This window comes from Nocardioides pacificus, assembly GCF_054775955.1.
The window spans coordinates 463197-474633 of the sequence record NZ_BAAHCI010000005.1 but is presented as its reverse complement, the minus strand read 5'-3'; the positions used below and the strand labels follow the sequence as shown (position 1 = coordinate 474633).

Sequence of the window (11437 nt, the reverse complement as noted above, 5' to 3'; positions counted from 1 at the left end):
TCTACTCGAATCTAGGGTTCGCGCTAGAAAGCGGAATATCTAGATGTCGAGGAAACGGACGTCCTTGGCGTTGCGCTGGATGAACGAACGGCGCTGCTCGACGTCCTCGCCCATCAGGATGGAGAAGATCTCGTCGGCCTGGGCCGCGTCGTCCAGCGTCACCTGCAGCATCAGGCGCTGGTCGGGATCCATGGTGGTCTCCCACAGCTCCTTGGCGTTCATCTCGCCGAGACCCTTGTAGCGCTGGACCGGGTTCTCCTTGGGGAGCTTCTTGCCCGACTCCAGGCCAGCAGCCATCAGCGCGTCGCGCTCGGAGTCGGAGTAGACGAACTCGTGCTCGTGGGGCTTGTTCCACCGCAGCCGGTAGAGCGGCGGCTGCGCCATGTAGACGTGGCCGTGGTCGATCAGCGGCTTCATGAAGCGGAACAGCAGCGTCAGCAGCAGGGTGTTGATGTGGTGGCCGTCGACGTCGGCGTCGGCCATCAGCACGACCTTGTGGTAGCGCAGCTTCTCGATGTCGAAGTCCTCAGTGATCCCGGTGCCGAGCGCCGAGATGATCGACTGCACCTCGAGGTTGCCCAGGATCCGGTCCAGGCGGGCCTTCTCGACATTCAGGATCTTGCCGCGGATCGGCAGGATCGCCTGGATCCGCGGGTCGCGTCCCTGCCGGGCCGAGCCGCCAGCGGAGTCACCCTCGACGATGAAGACCTCGCACTCGGCGGGGTTCGTCGACTGGCAGTCCGACAGCTTGCCGGGCAGACCACCGCCGCCGAGGATGCCCTTGCGGTTGCGGGCCAGGTCGCGCGCCTTGCGCGCGGCGACGCGAGCCTGCGCCGCGGCCTGCGCCTTGCGGACGATCTCCTTGCCCTCGGCCGGGTTCTCCTCGAGCCAGGCGCCGAACCGGTCGTTCATCAGGCGCTGGACGAAGCCCTTGGCCTCGGTGTTGCCGAGCTTGGTCTTGGTCTGGCCCTCGAACTGCGGCTCGCCGAGCTTCACCGAGATGATCGCGGTGAGGCCCTCGCGGATGTCGTCGCCCTTGACCCGGTCCTCGACCTTCTTGATCAGGCCCCACTCCTCGCCCCAGTGGTTGACGAGGCTGGTCAGCGCCGCCCGGAAGCCCTCCTCGTGCGTGCCGCCCTCGTGGGTGTTGATGGTGTTGGCGAAGGTGTGGACCGACTCGCTGAAGGTCGTGTTCCACTGCATCGCGACCTCGAGGCTCATGTGGTTCTCGACGCGCTCGGGCGTCTCGGCCTCGAAGGCGATGATCGTCGGGTTGGCGGCCGACTTGCGACGGTTGAGGTGCTCCACGTAGTCGACGAGACCGCGGTCGTACTTGAAGATCCGCTCCAGCCCGCCGGCCTCGCCGGCCTGGATCGCGTCCGCGCCCGCCTGGTCGACGTCGTCGTCGACGGTGTTGTCCTCGACCGCCTCCAGCACGTCGGCCGCGGCGGGGCGCTCGTCGCGCAGCACGATCTCGAGGCCCTTGTTGAGGAAGGCCATCTCGCGGATGCGGTTGGTGATCGTCTCGAAGTTGAACGTCGTGGTCTCGAAGATCTCCTCCGAGGGCCAGAACGTGATCGTCGTACCCGTGTGCTCGCCGTCCTCCATCTCGCGCACCTGCTCGAGCGGAGCGTTGGGCACACCGAGGGTGAAGACCTGGCGCCACAGGTGACCGCGGTTCTTCACGTCCACCTGGAGCGTGGTCGACAGCGCGTTGACGACCGAGACGCCGACGCCGTGCAGACCGCCGGAGACCTTGTAGCCGCCGCCGCCGAACTTGCCGCCCGCGTGCAGCATGGTCAGCGCCATGGTCACCGCGGGGATGCCCTCGGTGGGGTGGATGTCGGTGGGGATGCCGCGCCCGTTGTCCTCGACCTTGACGCCGCCGTCCTCGAGCAGCGTCACGATGATCCGGTCGCAGTGCCCGGCCAGCGACTCGTCGACGGAGTTGTCGACGATCTCCCAGACCAGGTGGTGCAGGCCGCGCTCACCGGTCGAGCCGATGTACATGCCGGGGCGCTTGCGGACGGCCTCGAGACCCTCGAGGACCTGGATCGCGGACGCGTCGTAGGCGTCGCCCACGGGTCCGGTCTCACGGAGCTTGTCGTGCAGTCCACCGAACTCGGACTCGGAGTCCGGGGACTCGACTGCCTGGGACTCGTCGGGGTTGACGGCGCTCTCGTCGGACACGCGAACCTCTTCCTGATGCGGGCCGACCCAGGCGGGCGCGCGCGAGGACCGGGGTCCGAGATCGCGCGGCTCTGCCCAACGAGTCTGCCCAACGTGACTTCTCTTGCGGGAGTGTCTGCGTGGGCGGGACCCATGCAGAGGGCCGCTGCACAGAAGGAGCCAGCGACCCGCCCGCCATCCTACCTGTTGAGAGGCCCTGAACCACGCGATCCTCCCCAGGCAACGAGGCAGGATCTGCACAAAATAGGCCCTGTGCGCGTCAGGAAGGCGTCCGGGACGTCCGCGGAGGGGCTCGGACGGGTCCCTGTACGTCCACCGGGGCCCCAGTTCGTCTCCGCTGGGATTGACACCCACCCGCTCCCGACCCGGTCGGATCAGCCGTAGGTGTCGCGCGGCCCGCGCCCGTCGCGCACCGACCGGGGGCCCTTCTTCCAGGTCGGAAGGTGCGGTCCGAGGACCTCGATCAGGACGACGGTGCCGTGGCCGAGCTCCTCGTTGAGGCGGCGCACGATGGTGGGTGCGAGCAGTCTCAGCTGGGTGGCCCACGCCGTGGAGTCGGTGCGCACCGTGAGCTTGCCGTCGGCGAACGCCTCGGGCGTGCAGTGGCTCGCGACCTCGTCGCCGACCAGCTCGGCCCACCTGCCGAACACGCCGTGCACGCGCAGGTCGACCGCCCAGCCGTGGTCGGAGACCAGCCGACCGAGCGTGCTGTCGAGCGTCTGCGGGTCCCGCTCGTCGGGGAAGGCGCCGGAGACCCGGCCCGTGCCGCGGCGACGAGCGCCCCAGGCTCCCGCCCCGGCTCCCGTCGTACGACGCGGGCGGACGCCGGTGGGCAGCGCCCTGGCCGTGGCCTTGGCCAGGGAGCGCGCCAGGTCGAGCCCGTCCTCGTGATGCTCGGGCGGCTCCTCGGCGGGGCTCGTCCCCTCGCTCGACTCCGCGGGGCTCGACTCGTCCGGTCTCGGCTCGTCCGGTTCGGGCGACTCCTCAGTCGTCATCGCTCATCCTCCGCACCTCGCCGTCGGCGACGGCGTACCGCACCCCGGCCAGCACCTCCGGCACGTCCGCCGAGACCGCGGCCGTGACCAGCACCTGCTCGGCTCCGGCCACCAGGTCGGCGAGCTGGCGCCGGCGCTCGGTGTCGAGCTCGGCGAAGACGTCGTCCAAGATCAGGATGGGGTCGTCGCCGTCCGCGCGCAACAGGTCGTACGACGCGAGCCGCAGCGCGAGCGCGAACGACCACGACTCCCCGTGCGAGGCGTACCCCTTGACCGGCAGCCGCAGCTCGCCGTTGCCGAGGGTGAGCACCAGCTCGTCACGGTGCGGACCGACCAGCGAGACACCACGGTCGAGCTCGTCCTTGCGCCGACGCTCGAGCTCGGCCAGATAGGCAGCCACCAGAGCCTCACCGCTCAGCGGGCCGTCGGCGTCCTCGAGCGCGAAGGACGGCTTGTAGTCGATCTCGGCGTCGTCGCGCCCGGCCCCGCGGGCGACGGTGGCGTAGGCCTTGCCGACGTACGGTCGCAGCGCGTCGATCAGCGACCGGCGCTCGGCCATCAACTCCGCGCCCGTGCGCGCCAGGTGGTCGTCCCACACGCCGAGGGTGGACAGCGCCGACTCGTGGCCCTCACCGCGGCCGCGCCGCGCCGAGCCCATGGTCTTGAGCAGCGTGTTGCGCTGGCGCAGCACCCGGTCGTAGTCCGCGCGCACACCGGCCAGACGCGGGGCGCGGAGCACGAGCAGGTCGTCGAGGAAGCGCCGACGATCGGACGGGTCGCCCTTGACGAGCGTCAGATCCTCGGGGGAGAAGACCACCGTGCGCACCAGCCCGAGGAGCTCGCGGGCGCGGGGGAGGACGGAGCGGTTGATCCGCGCCCGGTTGCTGCGTCCGGGGTTCAGCTCGACCTCGAGGGTCGCGGTCCTGCCGTCGCGGACGACGGCCGCACGCACCAGCGCCTGCTCGGTGCCGGCCCGGATCAGCGGGGCGTCCGAGGAGACCCGGTGCGAGGACAGGCGGGACAGGTAGTCGATCGCCTCGACGAGGTTGGTCTTGCCCTGCCCGTTGCGGCCGATGAACGCCGTCACCCCTGGCTCGAGGGCGACGTCCACGTCGGCGTAGGAGCGGAAGTCGTGCAGGAAGAGATGCGAGACGTGCACGGGTGGTCAGGCGGGGTCGGGATCGGGACCCGGGTCGTCGTTCGCGGGTCCGGTGGCGCCGGGTGTGTCAGGGCCAGGGGTGTCGCCGGTCGCGGCGGCCGCCTGGACGGCGTGACCGCCGAACTGGTTGCGCATCGCGGCCACCGCCTTCATGGCGGGGGAGTCGTCCTGGCGCGAGACGAAGCGGGCGTAGAGCGCGGCGGTGATCGCGGGGGTCGCGACGGCGTGCTCGATGCCGGCCTCCACGGTCCAGCGGCCCTCGCCGGAGTCGTCGGCGTAGCCGCGGATCTTCGACAGGCCCGGGTCCTCGTCCAGTGCGGCGACCATCAGGTCGAGCAGCCACGACCGGATGACCGTGCCCTCGCGCCACGAACGGAAGACCTCGGTCGTGTTCTCGACCATGTCGACCTTCTCGAGCAGCTCCCAGCCTTCGGCATAGGACTGCATCACGGCGTACTCGATGCCGTTGTGGACCATCTTCGAGAAGTGCCCGGCGCCGACGCTCCCGGCGCGAACGGCACCGAACTCACCCGGGGGCTTGAGGGCGTCGAACGCCGGCTGGACCTTGGCGATGTCCTCCTCGGATCCGCCGTACATCAGGGCGTAGCCGTTCTCCAGCCCCCACACACCGCCCGAGACGCCGCAGTCGACGAAGCCGATGCCGCGCTCCGCAAGGAGCTCGGCGTGAGCCAGGTCGTCGGTCCAGCGCGAGTTGCCGCCGTCGACCAGCACGTCGCCCTCGCCCAGCAGCTCGGTCAGCTCGGCGACCGTGGCGCGGGTCGCGTCGCCCGACGGGACCATCACCCAGACCACCTTGGGGGAGGGCAGCGCCTCCACCAGCTCGGCCAGGGAGGCGACGTCGCTCACCTCGGGGTTGCGGTCATAGCCCACGACCGTGTGGCCGGCGCGGCGCAGACGCTCGCGCATGTTGCCGCCCATCTTGCCCAGGCCGACGAGTCCGATGTCCATGCGTTCCTCCGTGATGGTTCGCTCGGGTGCTGGCCTTCGACCATAGGCCGCCAGGACCAGCTCAGGAGAGCAGGCGGCGCGGCATCAGCAGGTAGCGGAACCCGGGGTCGTGGTCGCTGTCCGTCGCCGACCCGCTCATCACCACGGGCTTCGAGGCCTGGGTGAAGGCCAGCTCGACGACGGTCTCGTCGATCGCGCCGAGTCCGTCGAGCAGGAACTGGGGGTTGAACCCCGTCGTGATGTCCTCGCCCTCGATGGTCGCCTCGATCGACTCCGAGGCCTGGGCCTCGTCGCCCGAACCGGCGTCGAGCGTCAGCACGCCCTCGCTGAACGCGAGCTGCACCGCGGTGTTGCGCTCCGCGACGAGAGCGACGCGCTTGACCGACTCGATGAGCGAGGCCTTGTCGACGCGGGCGACCGTGAGGTGGTCGCTCGGGAAGAGGCTGCGGACCTTGGGGAACTCACCGTCCAGCAGGCGCGTGGTCGTGCGTCGTACGCCGCCGGGGGCCGCGCCCTCGAAGCCGATGATGCCCTCGCCGGAGCCACTGGCGGAGAGCGCGATGGTCACCTCGCTGCCGGCGGTCAGCGACTTGGCGGTGTCGCCCAGCACCTTCGCCGGGACCAGTGCGGCCACCGACTCGTCCGGAGTGCGGGGGTTCCAGCCGAGCTCGCGGTGGGAGAGCCGGAAGCGGTCGGTGGCGAGCAGCGAGATCGTCGAGCCGTCGATCTCGATCCGCACGCCGGTCAGGACCGGGAGCATGTCGTCGCGTCCCGCGGCGGTGACCGCCTGGGCGACTGCGTGCGCGAACGACTCACTGCGCACGGTGCCGGTCGCGGCCGGCATCTCGGGCAGCTGTGGGTAGTCCTCGACGGGCATCGTCTGGAGGCTGAAGCGCGCGGATCCGCAGGTCAGCGAGACGCGGGCACCGTCGAGAACCATCTCGACCGGCTTCGCGGGCAGGCTGCGGCAGATGTCCGCGAGGAGTCGGCCGCTGACGAGCGCGCGGCCCTCGTCGGAGACCTCGGCGCTCAGCGTCGCCCGTGCGGACGTCTCATAGTCGAAGGTCGACAGCACCAGACCGGCGTCGCTGGCATCGATGAGCAGGCCGGCGAGCACCGGGACGCTCGGACGGACCGGGAGGCTGCGGGCAGCCCAGGCAACGGCATCGGCGAGCACGTCGCGTTCGACGCGGAACTTCACGTGATGGTCCTCCGTGGTCGTGTCGTCTGGTCAGGAGCAGTGAACCCGCGGTCGGCACGGATCGCGATGGGCTGCCACGACAGGTCTGGATGCTGAATCCTGCCATGCGCGTGCCCGACGTGGGGCCGGCGGTGGTGATTCGCGGGTGATCCGGTGCCCTCGGGGATGTGCTCGACGAGGAGTTGTCCCCAGGTTGAGTCCCCGAGAGACGTTGACGGGGGGATGTGTTGGATGTCTGGTGTTAGTCGTCATAGCAACGGTGGAAATTGTGGATGAGGTGCATAACCGCAGGTCAATCGGGGGAATTCAAGTGCACAGGGGCTGTGGAACTACAAGGGGAGGAACTGGCCTCCGATGTGCACGACCGCGGGCCGCACCGCGGAGGCCGTTGGTTCTCCACAGGGTCTGTTGACGGAGGACCCCACCAGCGCACACCTTCTCCACAGGCCGACGAACCACAAGATTCGTGTGATCTCTGGTCCGGACCGGGGGCGTCCTACGATCGTGGAATGTCCTCGACACCTCCCCGGCCGGCGCATCCGCAGCTCGCGCTCGACGCACAGCTGTGCTTCCCGTTGTACGCCGCGACGCGAGCGGTGACGCGGCACTACGCGGTGCTGCTCGAGGGTGTGGGTCTCACCTATCCGCAGTACCTCACCCTGTTGGTGCTGTGGGGAGAGCAGGAGCCGGTGAGCGTCGGTGACCTGGGCCGCCGACTGCGGCTGGACTCGGGGACCCTGACCCCGCTGCTGAAGCGACTCGAGTCGATGGGTCACGTCGCACGACGGCGCGACGTCGGCGATGAGCGACGCGTGCTCGTGGAGGTGACGACGCAGGGTTGGGAGCTGCGTGAGCGCGTCGCCGGGGTCCCCGAGAAGGTCGCGCTCGCGACCGGCCTCACGGTGAGCGAGGGCGAGCAGCTGGGACGTCTGCTGGACCGGTTGATGACCGGTCTCGACCGGGCGACGGTCAGGTCTGACGGGCCTGCATCTTGATCCGGTTGGTGAGCTCGGAGACCTGATTGAAGACCGAGCGGCGCTCCGCGAGCAGCTGGTTGATCTTCCGGTCGGCATACATGACCGTCGTGTGATCGCGGTTGCCGAACTGCGCCCCGATCTTGGGCAGAGAGAGCGCCGTGAGCTCGCGGCAGAGATACATCGCGATCTGCCGGCCCTGGACGAGGTGGCGTCCACGGCTGGGACCGGTGAGGTCCTCGATCGACACCCCGAAGTAGGCGGCGGTCTGAGCGATGATCGTCGCGGCGGTGATCTCCGGCTCGCCGCCCTCGGGGATCAGGTCCTTGAGCACGATCTCGGCCAGGGTGAGGTCGACCTCCTGGCGGTTCAGATTGGCGAAGGCCGTCACCCGGATGAGCGCACCTTCGAGCTCGCGGATGTTGGTCTGGATCTTGGAGGCGATGAACTCCAGCACCTCGGGGGGTGCGGTCAGCCGGTCCATCGCGGCCTTCTTGCGCAGGATCGCGATCCTGGTCTCGAGGTCCGGGGGCTGGACGTCGGTGATCAGGCCCCACTCGAAGCGGTTGCGCAGCCGGTCCTCCAGCGCTTCAAGGCGCTTGGGGGGTCGGTCGGAGGTGAGCACGATCTGCTTGTTGGCGTTGTGCAGCGTGTTGAAGGTGTGGAAGAACTCTTCCTGGGTCTGGGTCTTGCCCTCGATGAACTGAATGTCGTCGATGAGCAGGACGTCGACGTCGCGGTAGCGACGCTTGAACCGGTCCTGGCGGTCGTCGCGGATCGCGTTGATGAACTCGTTGGTGAACTCCTCGCTCGACACGTAGCGCACCTTCGCGCCCGAGTAGAGAGATCGGACGTAGTGGCCGATCGCGTGGAGGAGGTGGGTCTTGCCCAGACCTGAGTCGCCATAGACGAGTAGTGGGTTGTAGGCCTTGCCGGGGGCCTCCGCGACCGCGACCGCGGCGGCGTGGGGGAACCTGTTCGAGGAGCCGATGACGAAGGTCTCGAAGGTGTACTTCGGGTTCAGCCGGGTCTCGAGGGCCGTGGGTCGTGAGCGCTCGGGCTCGGGGTTCGAGTCGGAGGAGAGCGGAGGGACGCTGCTCAGGTGGGGAATATTAGTCGACATATCGTCATGTCGACTAGGCGCGGCATCGTGCTCGTCACGGGCAGGGGTCGCCAGCTCCTCGGCGTGCTGCTCCTCGAGCCGGGGGTTCACGGTGACGGCGATGCGGATCTCTCGACCGAAGGCCTCACTGAGGGCGTCCTCCAGCTGCGGGCGCAGCCGTCCCTCCAGCTGACCTCGGGTGAAGTCGTTGGGCACGGCGATGATGGCGGTGCTCTCGTGCAGGGTGACCGGCTCGCTCGCACGCAGCCACGCGCGCTGGTTGGATTGCAGGTCGCCGAGCACGGTGCGCCAGACGGTCCCTAGATCGGCAGCGTCGTTCACGCGGTTCCCGCCTTCATGTTCGTCTCCTGGGTCGTCGCGGCTGTTGGCCGCCACGTTGCTCCACAGCTTTTTCCACAGGTTGTGGACCGAGTGTCCCCTCATCCTGGGGATTGTGTGCCGAGACGCTCCTGACATCCGGTTCGGCGAACGTCTGCGCAGGTCAGACCGATGATGGCTGGTCAGGAAACTAGTCTGCACCTGACGTCGACAGGGTCGGGGTCGGGGGCGGCGGGGAACCTCGGCAGCCCTGAACGTAACAAGCACCGGTGCAGCCGAGCAAGACGTCATCCACAGGCTCCCACCCCGCCGGTTTGACCCTGCGAAACCGGGGCGCGTACCGTGGGCCGGTCACCGGCGTCGACTGGTGCCGCATGTCCACGGACGGGCCCACGCCCGGCCGTGGGTGGGCGGTGCCTGCCGACCAGTTCAGTTGGGCTGCCCGCCGCGTCGGTGTGGACATTCCTGCAATCCCCGACATCGGAGAAGTTTCGTGAGCAAGCGTACGTACCAGCCGAACAACCGTCGCCGTCACAAGGTCCACGGTTTCCGCCTGCGCATGCGCACCCGTGCGGGTCGCGCCATTCTGTCGTCGCGTCGCCGCAAGGGCCGCAAGGACCTGGCCGTCTGACGCCTCTTTCCCTCCGCCGTCACCCTTCCCTGTGCTGCCGCCGGCGCACCGACTCACCAGTGGTGAGTCGTTTCGCCAAGCGGTTCGCCGGGGGCGACGATCGGGGTCGCGGACCGTGGTCGCCCATCTCTGGGTCGATGACGGATCCGCCGGTCCTCGCATCGGCTTCGTGGTGAGCAAGGCGGTGGGAAACGCCGTCACACGCAACCGCGTGAAGCGCCGCCTACGTCACCTCGCCCGGGAGCACCTCACGGTGCTCCCGGGCTCTGGCGTGCTCGTGGTGCGTGCGCTGCCCGCTTCGGCGACGGCCAGCTATGCGGAACTCGGGTCGGACCTCACGCGTTGTGTGCAGCGTGTGCTCCCCGACTCGGCACTGGCTGTGACGCCGTGAGCGTTCTGGCCCGGCAGGCCTGCCCGTGAAGTACATCCTGATCGGTCTGCTGCGCGCCTACCGCGCGGTGATCAGTCCTCTCTACGGCCAGGTCTGCCGCTACCACCCCTCGTGCTCGGCCTACGCGCTCGACGCGGTCCAGGTCCACGGCTCGGTGCGCGGTTCCTGGCTCTCCGCACGCCGCCTCGCGCGCTGCCACCCGTGGGCGGCCGGCGGGTACGACCCTGTTCCCCCGCGCGGTCACGCGCGTCCCTCCCGGACTCAAGGAGCCTGAGTGTTCGACTTCTTCGGCGCTATCGGCAGCTTCATCATGACGCCGCTGTACTACGTCATCTCAGTCGTACTGGTCGGGTTCCACAGCGCCCTGAGCAAGGTGTTCGACCCGGACTCCGGCGCGGCGTGGGTGTTGTCCATCGTCGGTCTGACCCTCGTCATCCGCTCGGCCCTGATCCCGCTGTTCGTGAAGCAGATCAAGTCGAGCCGCAACATGCAGCTGATCCAGCCCAAGGTCAAGGAGCTGCAGAAGAAGTACGGCCACGATCGTGAGCGTCTCGCCCAGGAGACGATGAAGCTGTACAAGGACACGGGGACCAACCCGTTCGCCTCGTGCCTTCCGATCCTGCTCCAGATGCCGATCTTCTTCGCCCTCTTCCGGCTCATCGACCAGGCAGCGGACAAGACCGCTCACGGTGTGCTGACCGTGCAGAAGGCGCAGAGCTTCGCCGAGGCCGAGCTCTTCGGCGTGCCGATCTCCAAGACCTTCATGACGGCCGGCGGCGACGTCGGGGTGATGGTGCTGGCCGCGACTCTCGTCGTGGCCATGACCATCTCCACGTTCCTCACGCAGCGTCAGCTGATGAGCAAGAACATGCCGGCCGACGCGCTCAGCGGTCCCTACGCGCAGCAGCAGAAGCTGCTCCTCTACGTCCTCCCGCTGGTCTTCGCGGTGGGTGGTGTGGCCTTTCCCATCGGCGTGCTCGTCTACTGGACGACCTCCAACCTGTGGACGATGGGCCAGCAGTTCTACGTGATCCGTCGCAACCCGGCTCCGAACACCGAGGCGGCCAGGGCCAAGGAGGCACGCGACGCGGCCAAGGCCGCGCGCAAGGGGCACGGACACCCCGCCGGCGAGGTCTCGCTGAGCAAGGGTGGTACGGCGGTTGCCGAGGCTCCGGCAGAGCCCCCCAAGCCGGCTCCGCGCCAGCAGCCCAAGAAGCAGCCGCGCAGTCAGCGCAAGAAGAAGTCGCCGGGCAAGGGCCCAGGCCGCCCTCGCTGACCCGCTCCCGTGCTCGATGCCCGACCAGTCTTCCCGCCAGACCAGCCATCAGGAGATCTCGTGAGTGACGCCACCACGCCAGACGACACCGCCTCCGACGCCAGCACCCCCGACGCCAGCACCCCCGACGCCAGCACCCCTGACGCCGGCAGCCCCGACGCCAGCACCCCCGACGCTGACGCATCCGTGGAGACCTCGTCCGAAGGCTCA

Annotated in this window: 11 protein-coding genes; 5 read left to right on the top strand and 6 right to left on the bottom strand. The window is 68.9% G+C overall.

Annotated elements, in window-relative coordinates; all coding sequences use genetic code 11:
* Positions 1–39: 39 nt before the first annotated feature.
* The 5 genes from gyrB to dnaN all read right to left on the bottom strand — a co-directional run bounded on the left by gyrB (position 40) and on the right by dnaN (position 6514).
* Entirely contained in the window at positions 40–2190 is a 2151-nt protein-coding gene (gyrB, locus tag ACYU7L_RS04815) for a DNA topoisomerase (ATP-hydrolyzing) subunit B (protein WP_460794135.1), read from the bottom strand.
* Positions 2191–2564: 374 nt separating this feature from the next.
* Positions 2565–3185 (bottom strand): DciA family protein, encoded by a 621-nt coding sequence (locus ACYU7L_RS04810; protein ID WP_460794134.1) that lies wholly within the window; start codon positions 3183–3185, stop codon positions 2565–2567.
* Positions 3175–4344: a DNA replication/repair protein RecF gene (gene recF, locus ACYU7L_RS04805; RefSeq protein WP_460794132.1), complete on the bottom strand. Its 1170-nt coding sequence runs from the start codon at positions 4342–4344 to the stop codon at positions 3175–3177. Before recF ends, ACYU7L_RS04810 begins: the two co-directional genes overlap by 11 nt.
* 6 nt (positions 4345–4350) lie before the next feature.
* Positions 4351–5313, bottom strand: a complete 963-nt coding sequence (gnd, locus tag ACYU7L_RS04800) for a phosphogluconate dehydrogenase (NAD(+)-dependent, decarboxylating) (RefSeq protein ID WP_460794131.1) — start codon at positions 5311–5313, stop codon at positions 4351–4353.
* A gap of 61 nt (positions 5314–5374) precedes the next feature.
* Positions 5375–6514, bottom strand: a complete 1140-nt coding sequence (gene dnaN, locus ACYU7L_RS04795; RefSeq protein ID WP_460794130.1) for a DNA polymerase III subunit beta — start codon at positions 6512–6514, stop codon at positions 5375–5377.
* Between the two features lie 509 nt (positions 6515–7023).
* Here dnaN and ACYU7L_RS04790 point away from each other — a divergent pair.
* On the top strand, positions 7024–7509 hold the full coding sequence (locus tag ACYU7L_RS04790; protein ID WP_460794128.1) for a MarR family winged helix-turn-helix transcriptional regulator: 486 nt from the start codon (positions 7024–7026) through the stop codon (positions 7507–7509).
* Here the strand turns inward: ACYU7L_RS04790 and dnaA are convergent.
* Entirely contained in the window at positions 7484–8932 is a 1449-nt protein-coding gene (gene dnaA, locus ACYU7L_RS04785; protein ID WP_460794127.1) for a chromosomal replication initiator protein DnaA, read from the bottom strand. The genes ACYU7L_RS04790 and dnaA overlap by 26 nt on opposite strands.
* Before the next feature lie 490 nt (positions 8933–9422).
* Here dnaA and rpmH point away from each other — a divergent pair, with 490 nt between their 5' ends.
* Genes rpmH through yidC form a run of 4 tightly spaced genes read left to right on the top strand, consistent with a single transcriptional unit; the run spans position 9423 to position 11227 of the window.
* On the top strand, positions 9423–9560 hold the full coding sequence (gene rpmH / locus ACYU7L_RS04780; RefSeq protein ID WP_028637884.1) for a 50S ribosomal protein L34: 138 nt from the start codon (positions 9423–9425) through the stop codon (positions 9558–9560).
* Positions 9499–9951 (top strand): ribonuclease P protein component, encoded by a 453-nt coding sequence (gene rnpA, locus ACYU7L_RS04775; RefSeq protein WP_460794125.1) that lies wholly within the window; start codon positions 9499–9501, stop codon positions 9949–9951. Before rpmH ends, rnpA begins: the two co-directional genes overlap by 62 nt.
* 25 nt (positions 9952–9976) lie before the next feature.
* Positions 9977–10225, top strand: coding sequence for a membrane protein insertion efficiency factor YidD (gene yidD, locus ACYU7L_RS04770; RefSeq protein WP_460794124.1), 249 nt, complete (start codon positions 9977–9979; stop codon positions 10223–10225).
* Positions 10226–11227 carry a membrane protein insertase YidC gene (gene yidC, locus ACYU7L_RS04765; RefSeq protein ID WP_460794123.1) on the top strand — a complete coding sequence of 334 codons (1002 nt, stop codon included), beginning with the start codon at positions 10226–10228 and terminating at the stop codon, positions 11225–11227.
* Positions 11228–11437 lie beyond the last annotated feature (210 nt).

What these genes read in the sequence shown, in the direction of transcription:
- ACYU7L_RS04810 (WP_460794134.1), bottom strand. Translation starts at nt 3,185, where the DNA reads ATGACGACTGAGGAGTCGCCCGAACCGGACGAGCCGAGACCGGACGAG.
- gnd (WP_460794131.1), bottom strand. Translation starts at nt 5,313, where the DNA reads ATGGACATCGGACTCGTCGGCCTGGGCAAGATGGGCGGCAACATGCGC.
- ACYU7L_RS04790 (WP_460794128.1), top strand. Translation starts at nt 7,024, where the DNA reads ATGTCCTCGACACCTCCCCGGCCGGCGCATCCGCAGCTCGCGCTCGAC.